Origin of the sequence: Kitasatospora sp. NBC_00240, from assembly GCF_026342405.1 — a bacterium.
Taxonomy (GTDB): Bacteria; Actinomycetota; Actinomycetes; order Streptomycetales; family Streptomycetaceae; genus Kitasatospora.
Genome location: NZ_JAPEMU010000001.1, coordinates 6,367,165 through 6,391,110, shown reverse-complemented (window position 1 = coordinate 6,391,110; position 23,946 = coordinate 6,367,165). Strand labels below are relative to the sequence as shown.

Below are 23,946 nucleotides of genomic sequence, written 5' to 3'. Positions count from 1 at the left end.
TACGTGGTCGTGCGGCGGAATCAGCCCTGCGGGTGGTGCGCCGGGACCGGCGGCAGCTCGCCGGTGATCTCGTAGTCGCTGAGCATCTCGATCCGGCGGGTGTGCCGGTCGGCGCCGCTGTACGGGGTGTTGAGGAAGATCTCGACGAACTTGGTCGCCTCGTCCTCGGTGTGCATCCGGCCGCCGATGCTGATCACGTTGGCGTTGTTGTGCTCGCGGCCCAGCTCGGCGGTCTGCTCGCTCCAGGCCAGTGCGGCGCGGACGCCCTTGACCTTGTTCGCGGCGATCGCCTCACCGTTGCCCGAACCACCGATCACGATGCCCAGCGCCTCGGCGTCGGCGGCGGTGCGCTCGGCGGCGCGCAGGCAGAACGGCGGGTAGTCGTCCTCGGCGTCGTAGATGAGCGGTCCGCAGTCGACCGGCTCGTGGCCGGCCTCCTTCAGCCACTGGACGAGGTGGTTCTTGAGGTCGAATCCGGCATGGTCGGAACCCAGGTACACGCGCATGCGTATGAGTGTGGCATGCGCCCTCGGCCGACCGTGGCAGGGGCTCGGCCGTGCCTCGCGGGGCCGTCGCGACGCCTCGCCGCCGGCCGGGAACCCGCGTGCGCCGGCCCGCCAAGGGCGCACCGGCGCACCGGGGGCACTCAGTCGCGCTTGAGGAGCTTCCAGACCAGCGGGAGCGCCCCCATCGCCAGCAGGGACTTCAGTGCGTCGCCCACCAGGTACGGGTACAGGCCGAGTTCGGCCGCGCGGGCGAGGGAGACATGCAGCGCGACGGCCAGGTACGGGACGCCGACGGCATAGATGGCGAGGGTGCCGAGGACCATCGCGACGGCGGTCCGCAGCGGGCTGCGGTCGGCGCCGCGGCGGGCGAGGGTGCCGGTGAGGCCGGCCGCGAGGACGAAGCCGATCACATAGCCCAGCGAGGGCATCGCCCAGCCCGAGGTGCCCTGGGCGAACCAGGGCAGGCCGGCCATGCCGGCGAGCAGGTACAGGCCGAGCGAGGCGATGCCGCGGCGGGCGCCGAGGGCGGTGCCCACCAGCAGGGCGGCGAAGGTCTGGCCGGTGACCGGGACGGGCGAGCCGGGGACGTTCACCGAGAGCTGGGCCGCCAGGCCGGTGAGGGCGGCGCCGCCGACCGTCAGGGCGAGGTCGCGGGCCTGCGCACCGAGGCGGGTGGACGCCGAGGGCAGCAGGTCGGCGAGGACTGCGCCGGTGCGTATCGGGGTGCTGGCGGTGGTGCTGGCAGTGGCCATCGGGGATCTCCGCAGTCTGGAAGCCGGTCAACCCTTGTGAACCTACGCGTCCGGCAGCTGTGGCACCGTCAGGGAAACCGACAAAGGGCCACCCGGCGCCGTTGTCGGGATCGGCGTGACCGAGCGCACCCACCGTGACCGGACCGTACGGATCCGGTCACGTGTCGTCATGATCCGGTCCGCATGCTGAGCCCCGGCCCGGGTTTCTTGGCATGAGCAGAGGTGGCACCGGATATTGGACCGCTCCACCCGGTATCCGAACAGTCTGGACCACCCTCATGGCCCGTACCACCGCGCCACCGGCGATCGAAGAGACGTCCGCCCCGGCCGCCACCCCCGCTCCGGCCGACGGCCGGCAGCTCGCGCACGGACTCAAGCAACGGCACCTTTCGATGATCGCCCTCGGCGGCGTCATCGGGGCCGGTCTCTTCGTCGGCTCGGGCGCGGGCATCGCCGCCGCCGGCCCCGCCATCATCCTGGCGTTCACGCTCTCGGGCCTGCTGGTCATGCTGATCATGCGGATGCTCGGCGAGATGTCGGCGGCCCGGCCGGCCTCCGGTTCCTTCTCGGTGCACGCCGAGAAGGAGCTCGGCCCGTGGGCCGGGGTCACCAGCGGCTGGATGTACTGGGTGATGCTCTGCTGCGGTGTCGCCGCCGAGGCCACCGCGGCCGGCAAGATCATGAACGGCTGGGTGCCGGGCGTGTCGGCCTGGGTCTGGGTCGGCATCTTCATGGCCTTCTTCTGCGCCAGCAACCTGACCGCTGTGAAGAACTTCGGCGAGTTCGAGTTCTGGTTCGCCGCCGTCAAGGTGGCCGCGATCGTCGCCTTCCTCGTCCTCGGCACGCTCGGCGTGCTGGGTGTGCTCGGCGACGGCAACCCCGGCACCACCAACCTGACCGGCCAGGGCGGGTTCCTGCCCAACGGCACCAGCGGTCTGATCGTCGGCCTGCTGGCCTCGGTGTTCGCCTACGGCGGCCTGGAGACGGTCACCATCGCCGCCGCCGAGTCCGAGGACCCGCGGCGCAGCGTCGCCAACGCGGTGCGCACCGCGGTCTGGCGGATCGCGATCTTCTACATCGGCTCGATGGCCCTGGTCGTCACGCTGGTCTCCTGGAAGGACCCGTCGATCGTCGAGAACGGCCCGTACGTGACCGTCCTCCAGCACCTGGGCGTGCCCGGCGCGGGCACCATCATGGAGGCCGTGGTCCTGATCGCGCTGCTCTCCGCGATGAACGCCAACATCTACGGCTCCTCCCGGATGGCGTACTCGCTGGTCTCCCGCGGACAGGGTCCGAAGGCCCTGGCGAAGGTCAGCGGCGGGGTGCCCCGGCTGGCCGTGATCGCCTCCTGCGGCTTCGGCTTCGGCGCCGTGCTGGCCGGCAAGTTCTGGCCGGACACCGTGTTCACCTGGCTGATGAACACCACCGGCGTGGCCATCCTGGTGGTCTGGTTCTTCATCTGCGTCGTCCAGCTGCGGATGCGCCGCCGGCTGGAGCGCGAGGCCCCCGAGCTGCTCACCGTCCGGATGTGGGGCTTCCCGTACCTGACCTGGGCCGCGCTGCTGGCGGTCGTCGCCATCCTCGGCCTGATGACCACGACCGAGGGCAACCGCGAGCAGCTGTACGCGGCGGGCGTGCTGGTCGCGCTGCTCTCGCTGGGCGGCTACCTCAAGCAGCGCCGCGACGCCCGCACCCGCGCCGTGCGGTCCTGACGGCGCGCGGGCCGCGCAAGGCATGGCGAAGGGCCCCGGGCCCGTCCGGTCCGGACGGGCCCGGGGCCCTTCGCCGCGCTGCCGTGCCTACTCGAAGGACGGGCCCGCCGTACGGGTGCGCTTGATCTCGTAGAAGCCGGGGGTGGAGGCGACCAGCAGGGTGCCGTCCCACAGGCGGGCGGCGGCCTCGCCGCGCGGGGTCGGGGTGACGACCGGGCCGAAGAAGGCGACGCGCTCGCCGTCCGCGCCCTCGACCGCGATCACCGGGGTACCGACCTCCTCGCCGACCAGGCCGATGCCCTCGGCGTGCGAGGCGCGCAGGGCCTCGTCGTGGATGTCGGTGTCGGCGGCGTCCGCCAGCTCGGCCGGCAGGCCGGCGGCGACCAGCGCGGCCTCGATGGTGGCGCGCTCGCGCGGCAGGCCCTGGTTGTGGAAGCGGGTGCCGATCTCGGTGTAGAGCCGGCCCAGCACCTCCTCGCCGTGCTTCTCGGCGGCCGCGATACACACCCGGACCGCGCCCCAGGCGCCGGCGAGCATCTCGCGGTAGGCCGGCGGGATGTCCTTGTCCTCGTTGAGCACGGCCAGGCTCATCACGTGCCAGCGCACGTCCACCGGACGCAGTTGCTGCACCTCGATCAGCCAGCGGGAGGTCATCCAGGCCCAGGGGCACAGCGGGTCGAACCAGAAGTCGGCGGTCTTGCGGTCTTCGGCAGCAGTCACGGCCTTGTGATCCTTCGGTGAGTCGGGCTCCGGACACGGGTAGTACCCAACGGCCCAACGCCCCGCCCCGCCCGCTGATTCCGCCCGGCCCCCACCGGCCTGTGCAATGGTACCGACCGGCGGGCCCGTGAAAGGATGCCCGGGAAAGCGCCGGCCGCCCACCAGCGGCCCGCGGACCGCAGAACGCACCACCGTGCGAGCCGGACAAAGGAGTACCGCCGTGCCGGGCAAGAACCTGAGCCGTGAGGAAGCCCAGCAGCGGGCCGGCATCCTGGAGGTGGACGGCTACCGGGTGCACCTCGACGTGACCTCGGCCACCGACCCCGCGGCCGGTACCTTCCGCTCCAGCACCACCGTCCGCTTCCGCTGCTCGGAGCCGGGCGCCGCCACCTTCGTGGACCTGCTGGCGCCCGCCGTCCGCTCGGTGCGGCTCAACGGCCGCGAGCTGGCCCCGGCCGAGGTCTTCGACGGCGCCCGGATCGCACTGGACGGCCTCGCGGCGGAGAACGTCCTGGAGGTGGAGGCGGACTGCGCGTACAGCCGCACCGGCGAGGGCCTGCACCGGTTCACCGACCCGGCCGACGGCGAGACCTACCTGTACACCCACTACGAGCCGGCCGACGCCCGCCGGGTCTTCGCCGACTTCGAGCAGCCCGACCTGAAGGCGCCGTTCACCTTCTCGGTGACCGCGCCGGCCGCCTGGGACGTCTGGTCGAACGCCGTCCACGACAGCGTCAAGGACGAAGACACCTCCCGCACCTGGGAGTTCGCGCCGACCCGGCCGATCTCGACCTACCTCACCGCCGTGGTCGCCGGCCCTTACCACGTCGAACGCGACCACTACAGCCGCGAACTGCCCGACGGCAGCACCCTGGAGATCCCGCTCTCCGCGCTCTGCCGCAAGTCGCTGGCGCCCTACTTCGACGCGGACGAGATCCTCGGCGTCACCAAGCAGGGCCTGGAGTACTTCCACCAGGAGTTCGACTACCCGTACCCGTTCGGCAAGTACGACCAGGCCTTTGTCCCCGAGTACAACATCGGCGCGATGGAGAACCCCGGCTGCGTGACCTTCCGCGAGGAGTTCATCTTCCGCTCGAAGGTCACCGAGGCCGCCTACGAGGGCCGGGCCAACGTCATCCTGCACGAGATGGCCCACATGTGGTTCGGCGACCTGGTCACCATGCGCTGGTGGGACGACCTGTGGCTGAAGGAGTCGTTCGCCGACTTCATGGGCTCGTACGCGCTGCTCGCCGCCGGCACCAAGTACCGCACGGCCTGGACCACCTTCGCCAACCAGCGCAAGGCCTGGGCCTACCGGCAGGACCAGTTCCCGACCACCCACCCGATCACCGCGGACATCCGGGACCTGGAGGACGCCAAGCTCAACTTCGACGGCATCACCTACGCCAAGGGCGCCTCGGTGCTCAAGCAACTGGTGGCGTACGTCGGGCGGGACGCCTTCTTCGAGGGCGCCCGGCGCTACTTCAAGCGGCACGCGTACGGCAACACCGTCCTGGACGACCTGCTCGGCGCGCTGGAGGAGACCAGCGGGCGCGACCTCACCTCCTGGGCCCGCGCCTGGCTGCAGACCGCCGGCGTCAACGCGCTCACCCCGCAGCTCACCGTCGACGCGGAGGGCCGGATCACCGAACTCGCCGTCCTGCAGGACGGCGAGCCGCAGCGCCCGCACCGGGTCGCGGTCGGCTGCTACGACCGGGACGCGGACGGCGCCCTGGTGCGCACCGACCGGATCGAGCTGGACGTCACCGGCGCGCGCACGGTCGTCGCGGAACTCGTCGGACGGCCCAGGCCCGCCCTGGTGCTGCTCAACGACGACGACCTCACCTACTGCAAGATCCGCTTCGACTCGGAGTCGTTGGAGACCCTGCGCACCGGCCTCGGCGACATCACCGACGGTCTCGCCCGGGCGCTCACCTGGTCGGCCGTCTGGAACCTCACCCGGGACGGCCTGATGCCCGCCCGCGACTACGTCGCGCTGGTGCTGCGGTTCGCCGGGCAGGAGTCCAACATCGGCGTCCTGCAGTCCCTGCACCAGCAGGCCAAGGGCGCGGTCGACCTCTACGCCGATCCCGCCTGGCGTGCCGAGGGCGGCCGGCTGCTCGCCGAGGGCGCCCTGCGCGAGCTGCGCGCCGCCGCGCCCGGCGGCGACCACCAGCTGGCCTGGGCGCGGTTCCTGGCCCAGACCGCGAACGGCTCCGAGCACCTGCGCCTGGTCCGCGGCCTGCTGGCCGGCAGCGCCCGGATCGACGGCCTGGCCGTCGACCAGGAGCTGCGCTGGTCCCTCTGGCTGGCACTCGCCGTCGCCGGCGAGGCCACCGAGGAGGAGCTGGCCGGCGAATTCGCCGCCGACAACACCGCCGGCGGCCGCCGGCAGTACACCCAGTGCCTGGCCGCCCGGCCCACCGCCGAGGCCAAGGCCGCCGCCTGGTCAGCCGTGATCGACTCCGACGAACTGCCCAACGCCCTGGTGGAGGCGCAGATCGCGGGCTTCGCGCCGGCCGGGCAGCGCGAGCTCACCGCGCCGTACGCCGAGCGGTACTTCGGGCTGCTGGAGCAGGTCTGGGCCGAGCGCACCATCGAGATCGCGATGCGCATCGTCGGCGGCTTCTTCCCCCGGCTGCAGATCAGCACGCAGACGCTGGCGGCCGCCGACGCCTGGCTGACCGGCCACCCGGACGCGGCGCCCGCGCTGCGCCGGCTCGTGCTGGAGTGCCGGGACGACCTGGCCCGGGCGCTGCGGGCACAGGCCTGCGACCGCGTCTGACCCCGGCGCACCAAAGGGGCCGCACCGGGTGGGATTCCCACCCGGTGCGGCCCCTTCGCCGTCTCAGCGGCCCTGCAGGCCCTTGTCCAGCGCCTTCATCAGCGAGCCCTGGGCGTCGTCGTTGTCCAGCGCCCAGGCCATCACGCCGGCCAGGTCGTTCCAGCGCGAGTACTCGGCCTTGCGGGTGAGCAGCTCGGGGGTGTCGAAGGACCAGAACTCGGTGCCGTCGTACTTCCAGGTCGCCCCGTGCTGGCGGTCGTAACCGACCTTGCCGGGCAGGTCCTTGATCTGGTTGTAGGGCAGGGTGCCGCCCCGGGCCAGGCCGGTCGCCGGCTGGAAGAGGCCGCCCCGGGTACCGGCCGGCACACCCGTCCAGCCGTAGCCGTAGAACGGCACGCCGAGCACGGCCTTGTCGGCCGGCAGGCCGTTGTCCAGGTAGTGCTGGACCACCCGGTCGACGCTGTAGAACTTGTTGTCGGTGGCCGGGTCGGCCTTGTCCGCGTACAGGTTCGCGTTGTGGTTGGTCGGACCGAGGGTGTCCCAGCTGCCGTGCAGGTCGTAGGTCATCAGGTTGAGCCAGTCCACCGACTTGGCGACCTTGCGCAGCTCCAGCTGGTCGGCGCGGCCCTCGTTGGAGGCGACGGCGGCGGTCAGCAGGTAGTGCGGGCCCTTGCGCCCGCTCAGCGCGTCCAGCTGCTTGCGGAACTCCTGCATCAGCAGGGTGTAGTTGCGGCCGTCCTCCGGACGCACGATGTTGCCGGCGTCACCGCCGCCGCCCGGGTACTCCCAGTCGATGTCGATACCGTCGAAGGCGCCCGCGCCGGCGCCGGCGCCGCCCTCGGCCGAACCGAGCTGCGGGAGGTTGCCCTTGATGTAGAGGTCGATGCAGGAGGCGACGAACTTCTTGCGCGAGGCGTCGGTGAGCGCGGCGTCCGAGAAGTACTTCGACCAGCTCCAACCACCCAGCGAGATGACCGACTTGAGCTGGGGGTTCTTGGCCTTGAGCTTGCGCAGCTGGTTGAAGTTGCCCTTGAGCGGCTGCTCGGCGGTGTCGGCGACGCCGTCCACCGACTCCTCGGCGCCGACCGGGCGCTGGTAGTCGGCCCAGGCGTCACCGACGCCGGCCGCGTTCGCCTCGAAGCAGGTGCCGTCCGAAGAGACGTTGCCGAAGGCGTAGTTGATGACGGTGAGCTTCCCGGCCTGGCCGGAGTCCTGCACCTTCTTGGCGGAGAAGCCGCTGTAGATGCCCCACTGGGTGAAGTAGCCGACGCGCTGGCCCTTCAGCCGGGGAGCGTGGTGGTCGTCGTGGGCCTGGGCGGCGGGAGCCGCCGCCAGGGTCGCCACCGTGAGGGCGGCGAGGAGGGCGGCCGTGCGGCTGGGCATGCGCATACGAGAAGACCCCGTGGCTCTCTCTGAGTCAGCACTTAATGGTCTGGACCAAGCTGAAACAGAGGTTTAGTCCACTTGAGCCCCTCCGCACAAGGGGTAGCGGCCCACGGATTCGGCCGGGCTCACCTCCAACACCCCGGCCGGGCCCGACTCCTGATACGACGAAGGCCGGGCCGCACCCCCGTGGGGATGCGGCCCGGCCCGATGCCTACGGCGTCGGTCAGCCGATCAGGCTGCGCAGCACGTACTGCAGGATGCCGCCGTTGCGGTAGTAGTCCGCCTCGCCGGGGGTGTCGATGCGCACGACCGCGTCGAAGCTGACGTCACCCGCGGTGACCTTGACGGTCTTCGGGGTGCGGCCCTCGTTGAGCTCGGTCACGCCGGTGAAGGAGAAGGTCTCCTCGCCGGTCAGGCCCAGCGACTCGGCGGTCTGGCCGGCCGGGTACTGCAGCGGCAGGACGCCCATGCCGATCAGGTTCGAGCGGTGGATGCGCTCGTAGGACTCGGCGATGACGGCCTTGACGCCGAGCAGCGCGGTGCCCTTGGCGGCCCAGTCGCGGGACGAGCCGGAGCCGTACTCCTTGCCCGCCAGGACGACCAGCGGGATGCCGGCGGCCTGGTAGTTCTGCGAGGCGTCGTAGATGAACGACACCGGCGCGTCGGCCTGGGTGAAGTCGCGGGTGTAGCCGCCCTCGGTGCCCTCGGCGATCTGGTTGCGCAGGCGGATGTTCGCGAAGGTGCCGCGGATCATCACCTCGTGGTTGCCACGACGCGAGCCGTACGAGTTGAAGTCGCGCTTCTCCACGCCGTTCTCGGTCAGGTACTGCGCCGCCGGGGTGCCCGGCTTGATGTTGCCGGCCGGGGAGATGTGGTCGGTGGTGACCGAGTCGCCCAGCTTGGCCAGCACGCGGGCGCCGGCGATGTCGCTCACCGGGCTCGGGGTCTTGGCCATGCCCTCGAAGTAAGGGGGCTTGCGGACGTAGGTCGACTCGGCGTCCCACTCGAAGGTGTTGCCGGTCGGGACCGGGAGCGACTGCCAGCGGTGGTCGCCGGCGAAGACGTCCTGGTAGCCCTTGTCGAACATGGCCTCGTCGATCGAGCCGGCCACCGTGTCGGCGACCTCCTTCTCGGTCGGCCAGATGTCGGCGAGGAAGACGTCGTTGCCGTCGGCGTCCTGACCCAGGGCGTCCTTGGTGATGTCGACGTTCATGTTGCCGGCCAGGGCGTAGGCGACCACCAGCGGCGGCGAGGCCAGGTAGTTCATCTTGACGTCCGGGTTGATCCGGCCCTCGAAGTTGCGGTTGCCGGAGAGCACCGAGACGACCGCGAGGTCCGACTCGTTGACGGCGGCCGAGACCTCCTCGGGCAGCGGGCCCGAGTTGCCGATGCAGGTGACGCAGCCGTAGCCGACCAGGTTGAAGCCCAGCTTCTCCATGTACGGGAGCAGGCCGGCCTTCTCGTAGTAGTCCATGACGACCTTGGACCCGGGGGCCAGGGTGGTCTTGACCCACGGCTTGACGGTCAGGCCCTTCTCCACGGCCTTCTTCGCCAGCAGGGCCGCGCCCAGCATGACGGAGGGGTTGGAGGTGTTGGTGCAGGAGGTGATCGAGGCGATCACGACCGCGCCGTTGTCGATCTCGTACGACGTGCCGTCGGGGGAGGTGACGGTGGTCGGCTTCGAGGCCTCGGAGGAGTACGTCGGCAGCGCCTCGGCGAAGCGGTCGGCGGCCTCGGCCAGGATCACGCGGTCCTGCGGGCGCTTCGGACCGGAGATCGACGGGACGACGGTGGAGACGTCCAGCTCGAGGTACTCGGAGTAGACCGGCTCGACCGACGGGTCGTGCCAGAGGCCCTGCTCCTTGGCGTACGCCTCGACCAGGGCGAGCTGCTGCGCGTCGCGGCCGGTGAGCTTGAGGTAGCTGATGGTCTCGGCGTCGATCGGGAAGATCGCACAGGTCGAGCCGAACTCCGGCGACATGTTGCCGATGGTGGCGCGGTTCGCCAGCGGGATCGCGGTGACGCCCGCGCCGTAGAACTCGACGAACTTGCCGACCACACCGTGCTTGCGCAGCATCTCGGTGATGGTGAGCACCAGGTCGGTGGCGGTGGTGCCGGCCGGGAGCTGGCCGTTGAGCTTGAAGCCCACCACGCGCGGGATCAGCATGGAGACCGGCTGGCCGAGCATCGCGGCCTCGGCCTCGATGCCGCCGACGCCCCAGCCCAGCACGCCCAGGCCGTTGACCATGGTGGTGTGCGAGTCGGTGCCGACGCAGGTGTCGGGGTACGCCTGGCCACCCCGGACCATGACCGTACGGGCCAGGTGCTCGATGTTGACCTGGTGGACGATGCCGGTGCCCGGGGGGACGACCTTGAACTCGTCGAACGCGGTCTGGCCCCAGCGCAGGAACTGGTAGCGCTCCTTGTTGCGGCCGTACTCGATCTCGACGTTCTGGGTGAAGGCGTCCTTGGTGCCGAACTTGTCGGCGATGACGGAGTGGTCGATGACCAGCTCGGCCGGGGCCAGCGGGTTGATCTTCGCCGGGTCGCCGCCCAGCTCCTTGACGGCCTCACGCATGGTGGCGAGGTCGACGACACACGGCACGCCGGTGAAGTCCTGCATGATCACGCGGGCGGGCGTGAACTGGATCTCCTCGCTCGGCTCCGCCGTGGCGTCCCAGTTGCCCAGGGCGCGGATGTGGTCGGCGGTGATGTTCGCGCCGTCCTCGGTGCGGAGCAGGTTCTCCAGCAGCACCTTGAGGCTGTAGGGCAGCCGCTCGGAGCCCTCGACGGCGGAGAGCTTGAAGATCTCGTACGACTCGTCGCCCACCTGCAGCGAGCTGCGGGCGTCGAAGCTGTTCGCGGACACGACTGACTCCTTTTAGGTGCTTCGTGCGGTGCCCGGCGCCTCTCGATGGTAAGGTCTGCCTAACTTAGGCCTACCTAACCCGGATCGCCGGTGAGCGCCTCTCGGCAAGTATCTTGATGTCGAGATAAATAGTAGTGGGCAGTTATCTCGATGTCGAGATAAACCATAGTGCATGTCTCGCGCAAGCACGCGCCCGGCATGCCCGTGTAGCACCCTGCCCGAAATCGGCCCCGCCGGACGTGACGCGGGGCGCCCGCCACACCCGCCAAGGCTCCCGCGGGGACACGAACGGCGAGGAAGCGGCAGGTGACCGCACGAGGCGGACGCGCCGCGAACCAGGGCGGCGCAGGCGGCGGACCACACGGGTGAACGGCCCCGCACGGCCGAACCGGGGCGTCAGTGGTCGGGTCGGGGGCCCGGTGGCCGAGGCCGCGGGTGGTCAGGGTCGGGGTCGGGTCGGGGGCCCGGTGGCCGAGGCCGCGGGCGGTCGGGGTCGGGGTGGTCGGGATGGTCGGGCCTGAGCGCCCCCGGGGCCGCCGAACCGGGCCGAGTGCGGGCGGTCAGTCCTTGCGGCGGGATCGGGCGATCCGGACCAGGAACACCACGCCGACCAGCACGACGGCGGCCACCACGATCACGGCCACCAGCAGGCCCGCCGACTCTTCCGGCGCGGGGGCGATGTCAGCGAGACGCACGGGGGTTCCTCCCGATGGGGTCGATACCTAGGACGAGCACGAGCAGGACGGGGAATTCGAGGTACGCGTGATAGCTCGCCAACGCCGCGTACAGGGCCTTGCCCTGGGCGTAGTCACTGGCGAACAGGACGGCCAGGGCCGCGCCGGCCGCCACCCCGAGCACCCAGGCCCGGCGGCCGCGCAGGGCCGGCGCGCGGCGCTCGAAGGCGGCGCTCGCCTCGGGGGCGTAGCGCGGCAGGAACCACACCCAGACCACGTAGTGCATGGTCTGCAGGAAGGCGAAGACCGCGACGAAGCGGAGCCCGGCCGAGCCGTCCAGCCAGCCGGGCGGGGTGTACGAGGCGGCCAGCCGGTCCGCCGTGGCGGTGGCCGGCGCCGCCCAGCCGTCCAGCACCCCACCGAGCAGCAGCGCCGGAACGACCAGCACCCAGCCGCACTGCACCGCCATGAACGCGGCCCGCCCGCGCGGCAGACCGCGCGACCACTCCAGCAGGAACAGCAGCGGCACCAGGTTGTGCAGGTGGGTCAGCACCACGAAGTGGTAGCCGGGAAAACTCAGCGAGGCGGCCGCCGCGAGCAGCAGGAGCACCGCCGCCCCCGCCAGCAGCCACGGGCGCCGGCGCAACGCGTGCAGGCAGGCCGCCGCCAGCAGCCCGTACACCAGCAGGATCTCGGCAGCGCGGGAGGCATCGGAGACCGGCAGCAGCCGGCACAGCACGATGCCGGTGATCAGTGCCACCAGCAGCTTCAGGAACGGGCCGGCCAGCACCGTCCCGAAGCGACCGGTGACGTAGCGCAGTTCGAGGACGTTGTGCAGGATGCCGAACAACGCGAGACCGAGGACGGCCGTACCGGCCGGCGCGCGCAGCGCCGCGGCCAGTGCCAGGGCGGTGGCCGCGAGGAACCCCGCCAGGGGTGCGGCGCCGACGGCGCGCGCCGAGGGGGGAAGCACCGCAGTGGCCATCCTGATCCCTCCCCCGTTCCACGACCCGGCCCGTACCTGGCACGATCACGCCCGTGCCGTATCTGCTCGCGTTCGCGCTCACCCTGCTCGTCGAAGTGCCGCTGTACGTCGCGTCGCTCTCGCTCGGCCAGGTCCGGCCGGCGCGGGCCGCGGCGGCGGCCGTGGCGGTCAACTGTGCGACGCACCCGCCGCTCTGGTGGTTCCTCGGCCGCTTCACCGGCTCGACCGCCGCAGCCTACTGGACCGCCCTCACCCTCGCGGAGCTGGCCGTGCTCACCATGGAGGCGGCCCTGATCGGACGGCTGGCCGGCTGCCGAGGGCCGCTGCCGTACGCGGCCTCGTTCACCGCCAACGCGGCGTCGGTGCTGGCCGGGATACTGGTGGCCCGGGGGCTGTCGCCCGGCTGACGGGACCGGCGTGGGCGGGCGGCCCCGGGCGGGCTCCGAGGTGGGTCCGGAGGTAGGGACCCGACCGTGCCGGGCCGACGGGCCGACAGACAGACAGACAGATGGACAGATGGACAGACCGATGGACGACCGACAGGCCGGAGGCCGTGAATGATCGTGGTGGACGCTTCCGCACTGGTGCTGGCCCTGGCGGACGAGGGTGAGCGCGGCGACCGCGCGCGGGCGCTGCTCGCGGCCGGCGGCGAGTGGGTGGCCCCGGAGCATCTGCTGATCGAGGTGATGCAGTCCCTGCGGGGGCTCTACCTGGCCAAGGAACTGACGGCCGGACGGGTCGCCGAACTGGCGGCGGAGCTGCCCGGGCTCACCGTCCGCACGGTGGAGGTCGCGCCGTTGCTGGAGCGGATCTGGGAGCTGAAGGACAACCTGACGCCGGACGACGCCGCGTACGTGGCGGTCGCGGAGCGGTACGGCGTGCCGCTGGTGACGGCCGACCTGCGGCTGATGCGGGCCAGTGGCCCGCGCTGCGAGATCCAGGGGATCGTCCGCGGCCAGGCCTGAGGCCCGCCGGACCGCGCCGGGCCGGGGCCCCGGCGCCGCGCCGGGCCGGGACCCCGGCCCGGGCCGCCGCCGTCGTCCGCGGCGACGACCGCCTACGCGACGGCCCGGCGACAGGCAGCCCGGCGACGGGTAGCCCGACAAGGGGGGCGGCCTGGCGAGGGGCGCCAGGGTACGGTCAGGCGCCGAGGGTCGCGACCAGCACGGCCTTGATGGTGTGCAGCCGGTTCTCCGCCTGGTCGAAGACCACCGAGTGCGCCGACTCGAAGAGCTCGTCGGTGCACTCCAGCTCGGTCATGCCGGTGGCCTCGAACATCTGCCGGCCGAGGGCGGTGCCGAGGTCGTGGAAGGCCGGCAGGCAGTGCAGGAACTTCACGGCCGGGTTCCCGGTGGCCCGGACGGTGTCCATCGAGACCTGGTACGGCCTGAGCAGTTCGATCCGCTCGCCCCAGACCTCCTTGGGCTCGCCCATCGAGACCCAGACGTCGGTGTAGAGGAAGTCCACGCCGGCCACGCCCGCGGCGACATCCTCGGTCAGGGTGATCCGCGCGCCGGTGCCCTCGGCGAGCGCGAGTGCCGCCTTCTGGACGTCCTCGGCCGGCCAGAGCTCTCTGGGAGCGACGATCCGGATATCCATGCCGAGGAGGGCACCGGTGACGAGCAGCGAGTTGCCCATGTTGGAGCGGGCGTCGCCGAGGTAGGCGAGAGCGGTCTGGGCGAAGGGCTTCGACGAGTGCTCCTGGACGGTCAGGATGTCCGCCAGCATCTGGGTCGGGTGCCACTCGTCGGTGAGTCCGTTCCAGACCGGGACGTTCGCGTGGGCGGCGAGCTCCTCGACGATCTCCTGCCCGTGCCCCCGGTACTCGATGCCGTCGAACATCCGGCCGAGCACCCGGGCCGTGTCCTTGATCGACTCCTTGTGGCCGATCTGCGAGCCGGACGGATCGAGGTAGGTGGTGCTCGCGCCCTGGTCGTGGGCGGCGACCTCGAAGGCGCAGCGGGTCCGGGTGGACGTCTTCTCGAAGATCAGCGCGATGTTCTTGCCGCGCAGCCGGGGCTGCTCGGTGCCCGCGTACTTCGCGGCCTTGAGCTGGGCCGCGAGGTCCACCAGGAAGCGGAACTCCTGGGGAGTGAAGTCGAGCTCCTTGAGGAAGTGCCTGTTCCGGAGGTTGAACGCCATGCCGGGCTCCTGAGTGGGTGACGCGGACCGTGAAGCGGCAATTATATACGATACTTGGAATTTCTATGCAGAATGGGGATCGGGCCTTCCGGAAGGCGGCCGGACGGAACGTCCGAGCGACCGCCGTGGCTCGCGGAGCCTGGCCCGGCCCTCGCCCCGCCGGCCTGACCCGCCCCGGCTTCGGGACGACTCGGCGAGGTGCCCGCCGGCGCGTTCGCGCAGGCCGGCGGGCACCTCGCCCGCATTCCTAGAGCCGGGGGTCCACCGGCTCCGACTCCAGGGCCAGGACGGCGAACACCGGCTCGTGCACCCGCCAGAGCGGCTCGCCGGCCGCCAGGCGGTCCAGCGCCTCCAGGCCCAGGGCGTACTCGCGCAGGGCGAGGGAGCGCTTGTGGCCGAGGAACCGCTGCCGCAGCTGGTCCAGGTACTCGGTGTAGTCGGGGCCGTAGATGATCCGCAGGTACTCCCTGCCGCGCACCTTCACCCCGGGCTGGAGCAGGCCGCCCGGGCGTCCCTCCCCCGCCTTGCCGCGGGCCAGCGAGGAGAGCGGCTTGACCACCATGCCCTCGCCGCCCGCCCCGGTCAGCTCCTCCCACCAGGCGATGCCCGCCGCGACGGACTGCTCGTCCGAGGTGTCGACCAGCAGCCGGCCGGTGCCCCGCAGGAGCGGGACCTCGTGGTCGTCCGCCGCGACCAACCGGTCGATCCAGCCGAGGTGCTCGTCGTGCGGCCGCACCGCGAGGTTGGCCCCCTCCGCCGCCAGCACCTGGAAGGGCGCCAGCCGGACGCCCGCGAGGCCCTCGGTCGGCCAGCAGTAGCGCCGGTACGCCGCGACGAAGGCCTCGGCGTCGGCGGCCCGCCTGCGCTGGCGCTCGGTCAGCTCGCCGAGGTCGAGCCCCCGGCCGGCGGCCTGCTCCAGGGCCGCCAGCACCGTGGGCAGGGCCGCCCCGGCCGCCGCCCCGACGGCCGCGTACTGCCGGCGCAGCAGTTCCAGGGCCTTCAGCGACCACGGCATCAGCTCGGCGTCCAGCAGCAGCCAGCCGGTCTCGAGTTCGTCGAAGAGCCCGGCCTTCTCGGCGGCCGCGCGGACCCGCTCCAGGACGGCGCCGGTGACCGCGTCGTCGCTGAGGAAGGCCCGGCCGGTCCGGGTCCAGATCGCACCCGGGCCGGCGATGCCGAACCGCTTCTCCAGCGCGGTGTCTTCCCTGGCCACCAGGACGACCGCCCGGGAGCCCATGTGCTTCTCCTCGCAGATGACGTGCTGGACGCCGTCGGCGCGGTAGGAGGAGAAGGCCTCCTCGGGGTGTTCGAGGTAGCCGGGCCGGCGCGAGGTGGCGCTCGGTGCCATGGTCGGCGGCAGGTAGGCGAGCAGTCGCGGGTCGAGCGCGAAGCGGCTCATCACCTCCAGCGCGGCCGCGGCGTTCTCCTCCCGGACGGTGACCCGGCCGTGCAGCGACGTCTCCACGACACGGCGACCGGCCACGTCGGTGAGGTCGAGCGGCCGCCCTTCGTGGGGCGCCGGCGCGTCCGTGGTCATCGGGCGGACGGGTGCGTACCACTCCCGCTCCGCCTCGACGCTCACCAGCTCGCGCTCCGGGTGACGCAGCGCGGTGAGGCTGCCGCCGAAGACGCAGCCGGTGTCCAGGCAGATGGTGTTGTTGACGAAGCTGGGCACCTGGACGGGCGTGTGGCCGTAGACCACCAGCGCCTTGCCCCGGTACTCCTCCGCCCACGGGTACCGGACCGGCAGACCGTACTCGTCGGTCTCGCCGGTGGTGTCCCCGTACAGGGCGTGCGAGCGGACCCGGCCGGAGGTACGGCCGTGGTACTTCTCCGGCAGACCGGCGTGGCAGACCACCAGCCGGCCGCCGTCCAGCAGGTAGTGGCTGACCAGGTCGCGCATGAACGCGCGGACCTCCTGCCGGAACTCCTCCGGCTCGGCGGCGAGCTGGTCCAGCGACTCCTGCAGGCCGTGCGAGACGGTGACGTCGCGGCCGTCCATGGCGCGGCCGAGCTTGTTCTCGTGGTTCCCGGGCACGCAGACGGCGTGGCCGGCGCCGACCATGCCCATCACCAGGCGCAGCACGCCCGGCGTGTCCGGGCCCCGGTCGACCAGGTCGCCGACGAAGACGGCCGTCCGGCCCCCGGGGTGCGTGGCGTCGACCGGGCGGCCCTCGGCGTCGCGGGTGAGGGTGTAGCCGAGGCGGGTGAGCAGGGTCTCCAACTCGGATCGGCAGCCGTGGATGTCCCCCACGATGTCGAACGGGCCGGTGAGGTGGCGCAGGTCGTTGTAGCGCTTCTCGGTGACGATCTCGGCGGCGTCGACCTCGGCCTCGCCGCGCAGGATGTGCACCTTGCGGAAGCCTTCGCGCTCCAGGCCACGCAGCGAGCGACGCAGTTCGCGGTTCTGGCGCGGGACGACGTGCGGGGGCAGTTGGCGGTCCGGACGAGTCCGGTTCCGCTCGGCGCAGACGCCCGGCGGGATGTCCAGGACGATCGCGATCGGCAGCACGTCGTGGTCCCGCGCGATCTTGATCAGCTGCTTGCGGGCCTCGGGCTGGACGTTGGTGGCGTCCACGACGGTCAGTCGCCCACCGGCGAGACGCTTGCCGACGATGTGGTGGAGCAGCTCGAAGGCCTCGGCGGACGCCGACTGGTCGTTCTCGTCGTCGGCGATCAGGCCGCGGCAGAAGTCCGAGGAGACCACCTGGGTAGGCAGGAAGTGCTTGCGAGCGAAGCTGGACTTGCCGGCGCCGCTCGTCCCGATCAGGACGACGAGGGAGACATCCGTGACCGGGAGGACGCGCGGCGCGGCGGGCGTGGCCGGGGTGGCCGGGGTGGCCGGGGCGGCCGGGGCGGCCGGGGTGGCGGCGGTCGGCCCGGTGGGGCGGTCGGCGTCGGTCATCGGGTGTCGCCCCCTTCGGGGGTGGTCGCGGAATCGGTGGTGGCAGCGGTGGGAGAGGCGGGAGAGGTGGGAGCGGTCCCGGTGGCAGAAGCGGGAGCGTTCCCGGTGACGGCCCGGGTGCCGAGGCGGAACAGGGCCAGCTGGGTCGGTGCGCCGACCTCCGGGTCGTGAGGCCCGACGGGCCGGATGACGACCGTGTACCCGTAGGTCGCGGCGGCCCGCTCGGCCCAGGCCCGGAACTGCGCGCGGTCCCATTCGAAGCGGTGGTCGGCGTGCCGGACGTGCCCGGCCGGGAGGCTCTCCCAGCGGACGTTGTACTCGACGTTGGGTGTGGTGACGACGACGGCCGACGGACGGGCCACCCCCAGCACGGCCTGTTCGAGGGCCGGCAGCCGGGGCAGGTCCAGGTGCTCGATCACCTCCGAGAGGACGGCTGCGTCGTAGCCCTTGAGGCGCGCGTCGGTGTAGGTCAGGGCGCCCTGGACGAGGCTGACCCGGGCCGCCTGACGCTCCGACATCCGGTCCAGGCGGAGCTTTCGGGCGGCGGTGGACAGCGCCCGGGAGGACACGTCCACGCCGAGCACCTCGGTGATCCGGGCGTCCTTGAGCAGAGCGGCGATCAGCTCGCCCTGCCCGCAGCCGAGGTCGGCCACCCGGGCCGCCCCCACCTCGCGCAGGGCGTCCAGGATCGCCGCGCGGCGCTGCTCGGCCAGTGAAGGGGCCTTCGGCGCCGCGGGAGCGTCCGGCTCCGGGCCGGAACCGCTCGCGGCCCCGGCCTCGGCGGGCCGGCCGTCGGCCGGCCCGCCGAGGGCGGGCCCGGTGGCGTCGCCCGTCTCCCCCGAGTCGTCGACGGCGTTGTCGAACTCCTCGGCCTCCCGGTCGTCGGCCTCCGCCAGCCGGGCGAGCTCCAGCCGCTGCATGGCCGTGCGGGTCAGCGACCAGCGGCGGGCCAGGTAGCGGCCGGCGATCAGGGCTCGCTCGGGGTGGTCCGCGAGCCAGCCCTCGCCGGCGGCGAGCAGCTTGTCGACCTCGTCGGGCGCCACCCAGTAGTGCTTGGCGCCGTCGAGCACCGGCAGCAGGACGTAGAGCTGCTGGAGCGCGTCGGCGAGGCGCAGCGTCCCCGCCAGTCCGACCCGGAGGTAGCGCGACGGCCCCCACTCGGGGAAGGTCTCGTCGAGCGGGATCGGCGCCGCCTCGACCTGCCAGCCGAGCGGCTCGAAGAGCCGGGCCACCATGGCCGCACCGCCGCCCTCGCCAGGCCCGTTCGCGGGCACGGCGGGCAGCACGATCCGCAGCGGCCGGGTCTCGTCCGCGAGCCCGGGCCGGTTCTCGCAGACACCCTTCATGGCGGTGCGGAACACGGTGCGCAGCGCCACCGCGAGCAGGGACGAGGCCGCGTAGGGGCGGTCGTTGACGTACTGGGAGAGGGCGAAGTCGGGCGAGCCGCCGCGGCCCTTGCCCATCCCCCGCCGGACCAGCGCGACGGGGTCGATGTCCAGCAGCAGCGCCGCTGTACAGGCCTCGTCGGTCGCCTCCGGGTAGAAGACATGGGCCTCGCCGTGGGAGGTCGCGAAGCGCTGCACCTTGCCGGGGTGCTTGTGCAGCAGAAATCCCAGGTCGGTGGCGGGGCGCTCGGCCGTGCCGGTGGTGGAGATCGAGATGAACACCCGCCCGAGTATCGCGGAGGCCGGTCGGCGGGGGCATCGGGTTTTGTGGCGGTGTCCGTCCGGTGAGCGCGTTCGGCGCCCCGGGCCGGAATTGGTTAACGTGCACCGTGTGACTGCTGAATCCACCTCCCTCGCAAACGGCGCCGTCGCCGCCGGTCTGGCGACCATCGCCGCCGACGGCACCGTCCTCGACACCTGGTTCCCCGCCCCGGAGCTCACCGCCGAGCCCGGCCCCGCCGGCACCGTCCGACTGACCGCCGAGCAGGCCGAGGCCGAGCTCGGCCCGGGCGCCGTCGACGCACTGCGCAGTGACGCGCGCCGTGGCGTCGAGGTGATCGCGGTGCGCACCACGATCGCCTCGCTGGACGAGAAGCCGATCGACGCGCACGACGCCTACCTGCGGCTGCACCTGCTGAGCCACCGCCTGGTCAAGCCGCACGGCCAGAGCCTGGAGGGCGTCTTCGGGCTGCTCGCCAATGTCGCCTGGACCAGCATCGGCCCGGTGCCGGTGGACAACGTCGAGCAGGCCCGCCTCGCGGTCCGCGCCCAGGGCGGCCAGCTGGCCGTCTACGGGATCGACAAGTTCCCCCGGATGACCGACTATGTCGCCCCGTCCGGCGTCCGGATCGCGCACGCCGACCGTGTCCGTCTCGGCGCCCACCTCGCGGTCGGCACCACGGTGATGCACGAGGGCTTCGTCAACTTCAACGCCGGCACCCTGGGCACCTCCATGGTCGAGGGCCGGATCAGCGCGGGTGTCGTGGTCGGCGACCACAGCGACATCGGTGGCGGCGCCTCGATCATGGGGACGCTCTCGGGCGGCGGCAAGCAGACCGTCTCGGTCGGCGAGCGCTGCCTGCTGGGCGCGAACGCGGGTATCGGCATCTCGCTCGGCAACGACTGCGTGGTGGAGGCCGGCCTGTACGTCACGGCCGGCACCCGGGTGGCGCTGCCGGACGGCAAGGTCGCCAAGGCGGTCGAGGTGTCCGGGCAGGACAACCTGCTGTTCCGCCGCAACTCGCAGACCGGCGCGGTCGAGGTGATCGCCCGGTCCGGCTCCTGGGGCGGTCTGAACGCGGAGCTGCACGCTCACAACTGACCTCCTTCACTGGTTGTCCGCCGCCGGCACTGCCGGCGGCACCGGGCTCCTGGCGCTGTCCGCACGGACGGCGGCGGGAGCCCGTCGCCTTTTCGGTGATGGGCGTGGTGCCGCGGGGTGGCGGCGGGGCGGGGTGGCGCGGGGCGAGACCGGCGGCGGGGCGAGACCGGCTGCGGCGGGCACAAGGGCCCGGGCCGGCCGGGTCACCGGGCCCACGGACAGCCGGCCCAGCACAGGCAGTCGGGAGCGGGGCGGGTCGCGCGGCGCCGTACGGCGGTGCGGCGGGCGGCCGCCCTAGCCGAGCGGAGTGGCCGCCCGCAAGCCGGGCTCACCCGTGGGACGTACCCGGACGGGGTCTTGGACCGCATCGGGTGGTCCGAGGTGACCGGCCGCCGACGGCGGTCGTTGGGAACGGCGGGGCCCCCGCCCCGGTGGCGCCGGCCGGCGCTGCCCCTGCTGCGCGGCGTACGACGGGCAGCACCGACGTCCGCCGCATCACAGCACGCCACCGATCCGAAGAGGTCCCCTCATGTCCGAGCACTGGTCCGAGGCACCCGCCGCACCGCACGATCCGAGCGCCACGGGCCTGGCGGCCACGGCCGCCCCCGCCACCCCGAAGAGCCTGCTGGAGCAGATGCAGGAGCTGCTCGCGTCGGTGAACGCCGATCTGGCCGGGATGGGCGCCGCCCTGCAGTCCTCGGGGGCCCGGCCGGCCGGTGCCGCCGAGCCCGCCGACCCGGCGGCCTTGTCCGACCCCGCCGGGGGCCGGTAGTCCCGGGTTCCGGACGGCGGGGCCAGCGGGACGACGAGGACCGGCGTGCCTCCACCGGGTGCGACGCCGCCCGCCCGGTCGCCGCAGGCCCCGCCGCACCCCGGGGCCGGGGCCTGGGCCCCGGCCCGTGCGCGAAGCCGGTCGGGCCGACGGCCGCAGGCCCCGCTGCGGCCCGGGGCGGCCGAGCAGATCGCGTCGAGCGGATCCGTGACGCCGTCCCCGATCCCTGCACCCGTCCCCTCGCCCGTCCGTCCGCCCGTCCCTTCAGCGGACGGTTCGCCGGACCGCACCCCGGCCCGTGCGTCGGGCCGCTCCCCCCGCGCCGGCTCGTTCCGATCCCTCGGCGCCGGCTCGTTCCGATCCCTCGGCGCCGGCTCCCGCCCCCGCCGCGCTCGCGCTCCCGCGTCCCCCTCCCCGGCGGACTCCGCCGTGCGGACCGCCCGGTGGAGTTCGGCCACCAGGTCCTTGCACTCGGAGCCGGCGTCGACGCCGTCGATGCACGTCCAGTAGAGGCTCTCGGCGTCCGCGCCGCAGGCGAGGACGACCAGCGTCTCGGTGGCGTCGTGCAGAAGGCGGCCCAGCTCCTCCAGCAGCGGGTCGAGGTCCCCCAGGTCGGTCAGGCGCGAGGCTCGGCCGCTGCCGCCCCAGTCCACCGCGGCGGCGCTCTCCGGGGACGGTTCCAGGCAGCTCGCCACCTGGGCGCCCGCCTCGGACAGCAGCTGGCCGAGGGCCGCCACCTCGGCGTCCCCGCGCTCGGCCAGCCGGCTGCCGACGGCCTCCGTGAGCAGACCGGTCTGCCATGCCTCCAGCATCACGTCCGGCACGTCCCTGGCCTCGGCCATGGCGTGCCTGGCGGTCTTGATCAGTCGCAGCGCGTCCATGAGTGGCCGCTCCCCTCGCTCGCTCCATGCCGTCCGGGTCTCCCCGGACGGCGGGTCACGGCGAAAGCTTGCGGCGGCCGGCGGATCCGCGCAGCCACCCCCTCGAAAGCTGTGGACAACCCCGGGGTTGTGGACAAGCGGCCGGCCACCAATCAGCCGATCCGTCAATCGGACTTTCGAGGTCCGTCCGGTCGGCCGGGCGCCGGGAAGCGGAGTTCGTTGCGGTCGATCTTGGCCGCCAGCGCCGCCAGCGGGTCGACCCCGGTCGCCGTGCAGAACTGCAGGAGATAGGCCAGCACATCGGCGACCTCGTCCCGGACGCGGTGCGCGCTGCCCGGGTCGGACATGACCGCGGCCGCCTGTTCCGGTGTCAGCCACTGGAAGATCTCCAGCAGTTCCCCCGCCTCCACGCTCAGCGCGGCGGCCAGGTTCTTCGGGGTGTGGAAGGGCTCCCAGCTGCGGGCGGCCGCGAAACGCGACAGGCGCCGGCGCAGGCCGTCGAGGGAGTGGTCGTCGGGTACCGCGTTCGGATCGGTCACCTGCCCAGGTCTACCGCACCCGTGCCGGCCACCGTGACCGCGCCCGGCGCCGGCTCGTCCCCCTCCCCCGCCCCGGGGGCGAACTGGGCCGGGACCCGGGCCGATTCGGGCCGCAGCACGCTGTGGCCGGTGGCCGGGTCCCGGCGGCACTCGACCAGGTCCACGCCGGCCGTCCCGCCCGCCTCGCCGAGGGCCTCCCGGGCGGCCGCCGGGTCCTGCAGCGCGGCCAGCAACCGCACGTCGCGGCGCCCGCACACCTCCCGGGCCAGCCGCAGCAGCGAGGCGGTCTGCTCGCCGCCGAGCCCGGCACCGAGGTCCTCCGCGAGCACGGTCAGCTGCCGGCGGGCCCAGGGCACCTCGGCGGCCGGGTCGACGTCGAGCACGCCGGCGCCGGTGAGCAGGACGGCGGCGAAGGCGAGGTGGCGCAGCATGCCGTCCGAGGCCTGGTCGGCGCCGGTCCGGCCGAGCACTCCCTCGTCGAAGACGGCGAGCACCTGCTCCTCCGCCCCGGTGCCGCGCCGGGCGACGTCCAGGCCGAGCAGCGGGTGCGGGGCGGCGGACTGGACGACCTTGAGCAGGTGCCCGTACCGGCGGGCGCACTCGTTCTTGAGGCGGCCGAGCAGGGCCGAGATGTTGGCCGCCGTGCCGAGCAGCCGGGCCTGCGGGTCGGCCGGGGTCCAGTCGCGCATCAGGGCGGGGACGGGGTGCAGCGGGAACACCTCGCGCAGCGCGGTGAGCAGGTGCTCGCTCGCGGTCAGCACCTTGCGTTCGCCCGGCGAGGAGCCGGCCACCCGGAGCGGGAGCTGGCTGGTGATCAGGCTGCCGCTGGGGAAGGGCGCCCGGATGTCGCCCTGCCGGGTGTCGTTGTGCCAGGTCACGTTGATCCGGCGGTTGCGGACGTCCTGCTCGCCGGTCTCCACCAGGACCTGGCCGTCGAGGGTGAGCCGCTCCCTGGCGACCCGGACCGGGCCGTCGGTGCGGACCACCACCTCCAGCCGGACGGGGCCGGCGACGGAACGTACGGTGCAGCCCAGGATGACGGCGTCTCGGCCGTGCGGTACGCAGCCGAGCAGCCCGCCGCGTACCGGCGCCGCCAGCGGGCCGGACATCCCGGGCATGCCGTCCAGGGAGTCGGCGATGTCCTCGCCGAGGGCCAGCCGGGAGAGCACCGCGAGCGCGTCCAGGGCGTTCGACTTGCCGACCCCGGACGGCCCGTGCAGGACGGTGAGCGGGGACAGTCCGAGGACGGCCCGCCGGTAGGACTTGAACGAGGTGAGGCGCAGTTCCTCGACGGTGGGGCGTTCCGCGATGCCGTCGGCGGCCGGCGCTCCGGCGGGCCCGGCGGTGGCCCGGCCGAGGGGCGGCCGGGCCGTACGCGCCGGCGCGGCGGAAGGCGGTACGGCCGGAGGCAGTAGCAGCGCGGACGGTGCGGCGGGCGGGGCCACGGCGGGCGGGAATTCGGCCTGCGGCCGCCCGGCCGGGGGCTCGGTGGGCGCGACGGAAGTGGGCTGGACTGCTTCGCGGTTCACCCCGGGACCCTAGCCCCGGCCCC

18 protein-coding genes are annotated in these 23,946 nt (G+C 72.9%); 5 read left to right on the top strand and 13 right to left on the bottom strand.

The genetic code is table 11. The features are described 5' to 3' along the window. Nucleotides 1–20 precede the first annotated feature (20 nt). Nucleotides 21–506, bottom strand: a complete 486-nt coding sequence (locus tag OG689_RS27220; protein WP_266323494.1) for a ribose-5-phosphate isomerase — start codon at nucleotides 504–506, stop codon at nucleotides 21–23. A gap of 140 nt (nucleotides 507–646) precedes the next feature. Next, nucleotides 647–1,258 carry a biotin transporter BioY gene (locus tag OG689_RS27215; RefSeq protein ID WP_266323493.1) on the bottom strand — a complete coding sequence of 204 codons (612 nt, stop codon included), beginning with the start codon at nucleotides 1,256–1,258 and terminating at the stop codon, nucleotides 647–649. A 392-nt stretch (nucleotides 1,259–1,650) separates the two neighbouring features. On the opposite strand from OG689_RS27215, the gene OG689_RS27210 reads away from it, so the two are divergent. Next, on the top strand, nucleotides 1,651–2,970 hold the full coding sequence (locus OG689_RS27210) for an amino acid permease (protein ID WP_266327461.1): 1,320 nt from the start codon (nucleotides 1,651–1,653) through the stop codon (nucleotides 2,968–2,970). An 87-nt stretch (nucleotides 2,971–3,057) separates the two neighbouring features. On the opposite strand, the gene OG689_RS27205 is transcribed toward OG689_RS27210, so the two are convergent. Beyond that, nucleotides 3,058–3,690 (bottom strand): DsbA family protein, encoded by a 633-nt coding sequence (locus OG689_RS27205; RefSeq protein WP_266323492.1) that lies wholly within the window; start codon nucleotides 3,688–3,690, stop codon nucleotides 3,058–3,060. A 220-nt stretch (nucleotides 3,691–3,910) separates the two neighbouring features. Between OG689_RS27205 and pepN the strand changes: the two genes are divergently transcribed. Next, nucleotides 3,911–6,475, top strand: coding sequence for an aminopeptidase N (gene pepN / locus OG689_RS27200; protein ID WP_266323491.1), 2,565 nt, complete (start codon nucleotides 3,911–3,913; stop codon nucleotides 6,473–6,475). 63 nt (nucleotides 6,476–6,538) lie between these two features. On the opposite strand, the gene OG689_RS27195 is transcribed toward pepN, so the two are convergent. The 4 genes from OG689_RS27195 to OG689_RS27180 form a co-directional block, all read right to left on the bottom strand. Continuing rightward, entirely contained in the window at nucleotides 6,539–7,858 is a 1,320-nt protein-coding gene (locus tag OG689_RS27195; RefSeq protein WP_266323490.1) for a glycoside hydrolase family 18 protein, read from the bottom strand. A 226-nt stretch (nucleotides 7,859–8,084) separates the two neighbouring features. Continuing rightward, nucleotides 8,085–10,730: an aconitate hydratase AcnA gene (acnA, locus tag OG689_RS27190; protein WP_266323489.1), complete on the bottom strand. Its 2,646-nt coding sequence runs from the start codon at nucleotides 10,728–10,730 to the stop codon at nucleotides 8,085–8,087. Between the two features lie 560 nt (nucleotides 10,731–11,290). Then, the gene (locus OG689_RS27185) at nucleotides 11,291–11,425 is read right to left on the bottom strand and encodes a hypothetical protein (RefSeq protein ID WP_266323488.1); all 135 of its coding nucleotides are present in this window, start codon (nucleotides 11,423–11,425) and stop codon (nucleotides 11,291–11,293) included. Continuing rightward, nucleotides 11,412–12,389 carry a hypothetical protein gene (locus OG689_RS27180; protein ID WP_266323487.1) on the bottom strand — a complete coding sequence of 326 codons (978 nt, stop codon included), beginning with the start codon at nucleotides 12,387–12,389 and terminating at the stop codon, nucleotides 11,412–11,414. Before OG689_RS27180 ends, OG689_RS27185 begins: the two co-directional genes overlap by 14 nt. A 53-nt stretch (nucleotides 12,390–12,442) precedes the next feature. On the opposite strand from OG689_RS27180, the gene OG689_RS27175 reads away from it, so the two are divergent. Beyond that, the gene (locus tag OG689_RS27175; RefSeq protein ID WP_266323486.1) at nucleotides 12,443–12,796 is read left to right on the top strand and encodes a hypothetical protein; all 354 of its coding nucleotides are present in this window, start codon (nucleotides 12,443–12,445) and stop codon (nucleotides 12,794–12,796) included. 150 nt (nucleotides 12,797–12,946) lie between these two features. Further along, entirely contained in the window at nucleotides 12,947–13,354 is a 408-nt protein-coding gene (locus OG689_RS27170; protein WP_266323485.1) for a type II toxin-antitoxin system VapC family toxin, read from the top strand. A 175-nt stretch (nucleotides 13,355–13,529) separates the two neighbouring features. On the opposite strand, the gene argF is transcribed toward OG689_RS27170, so the two are convergent. The 3 genes from argF to OG689_RS27155 form a co-directional block, all read right to left on the bottom strand. Next, a complete protein-coding gene (gene argF, locus OG689_RS27165; protein WP_266323484.1) occupies nucleotides 13,530–14,531 on the bottom strand; it encodes an ornithine carbamoyltransferase in 1,002 nt (333 codons plus the stop codon). Nucleotides 14,532–14,778: 247 nt separating this feature from the next. Then, nucleotides 14,779–17,436 carry a polynucleotide kinase-phosphatase gene (locus tag OG689_RS27160; protein WP_266323483.1) on the bottom strand — a complete coding sequence of 886 codons (2,658 nt, stop codon included), beginning with the start codon at nucleotides 17,434–17,436 and terminating at the stop codon, nucleotides 14,779–14,781. Beyond that, on the bottom strand, nucleotides 17,433–19,103 hold the full coding sequence (locus OG689_RS27155; protein ID WP_266323482.1) for a 3' terminal RNA ribose 2'-O-methyltransferase Hen1: 1,671 nt from the start codon (nucleotides 19,101–19,103) through the stop codon (nucleotides 17,433–17,435). Before OG689_RS27155 ends, OG689_RS27160 begins: the two co-directional genes overlap by 4 nt. A 109-nt stretch (nucleotides 19,104–19,212) precedes the next feature. Here OG689_RS27155 and dapD point away from each other — a divergent pair, with 109 nt between their 5' ends. Beyond that, nucleotides 19,213–20,202 carry a 2,3,4,5-tetrahydropyridine-2,6-dicarboxylate N-succinyltransferase gene (gene dapD / locus OG689_RS27150; RefSeq protein ID WP_266323481.1) on the top strand — a complete coding sequence of 330 codons (990 nt, stop codon included), beginning with the start codon at nucleotides 19,213–19,215 and terminating at the stop codon, nucleotides 20,200–20,202. A gap of 495 nt (nucleotides 20,203–20,697) precedes the next feature. On the opposite strand, the gene OG689_RS44885 is transcribed toward dapD, so the two are convergent. The 3 genes from OG689_RS44885 to OG689_RS27130 form a co-directional block, all read right to left on the bottom strand. Next, nucleotides 20,698–21,855: a DUF6099 family protein gene (locus OG689_RS44885; protein WP_323189331.1), complete on the bottom strand. Its 1,158-nt coding sequence runs from the start codon at nucleotides 21,853–21,855 to the stop codon at nucleotides 20,698–20,700. A gap of 164 nt (nucleotides 21,856–22,019) precedes the next feature. Then, nucleotides 22,020–22,394, bottom strand: a complete 375-nt coding sequence (locus tag OG689_RS27135) for a nucleotide pyrophosphohydrolase (protein ID WP_266323480.1) — start codon at nucleotides 22,392–22,394, stop codon at nucleotides 22,020–22,022. Beyond that, nucleotides 22,391–23,923 (bottom strand): ATP-binding protein, encoded by a 1,533-nt coding sequence (locus OG689_RS27130; RefSeq protein ID WP_266323479.1) that lies wholly within the window; start codon nucleotides 23,921–23,923, stop codon nucleotides 22,391–22,393. Before OG689_RS27130 ends, OG689_RS27135 begins: the two co-directional genes overlap by 4 nt. Nucleotides 23,924–23,946: the final 23 nt, after the last annotated feature.

Bases quoted from the DNA above. Each gene is read 5' to 3' on its own strand.
- OG689_RS27220 (WP_266323494.1), bottom strand. From the start codon at position 506: ATGCGCGTGTACCTGGGTTCCGACCATGCCGGATTCGACCTCAAGAAC.
- OG689_RS27215 (WP_266323493.1), bottom strand. From the start codon at position 1,258: ATGGCCACTGCCAGCACCACCGCCAGCACCCCGATACGCACCGGCGCA.
- OG689_RS27210 (WP_266327461.1), top strand. From the start codon at position 1,651: ATGATCGCCCTCGGCGGCGTCATCGGGGCCGGTCTCTTCGTCGGCTCG.
- OG689_RS27195 (WP_266323490.1), bottom strand. From the start codon at position 7,858: ATGCCCAGCCGCACGGCCGCCCTCCTCGCCGCCCTCACGGTGGCGACC.
- OG689_RS27180 (WP_266323487.1), bottom strand. From the start codon at position 12,389: ATGGCCACTGCGGTGCTTCCCCCCTCGGCGCGCGCCGTCGGCGCCGCA.
- OG689_RS27170 (WP_266323485.1), top strand. From the start codon at position 12,947: ATGATCGTGGTGGACGCTTCCGCACTGGTGCTGGCCCTGGCGGACGAG.
- argF (WP_266323484.1), bottom strand. From the start codon at position 14,531: ATGGCGTTCAACCTCCGGAACAGGCACTTCCTCAAGGAGCTCGACTTC.
- OG689_RS27160 (WP_266323483.1), bottom strand. From the start codon at position 17,436: ATGACCGACGCCGACCGCCCCACCGGGCCGACCGCCGCCACCCCGGCC.
- OG689_RS44885 (WP_323189331.1), bottom strand. From the start codon at position 21,855: ATGGACGCGCTGCGACTGATCAAGACCGCCAGGCACGCCATGGCCGAG.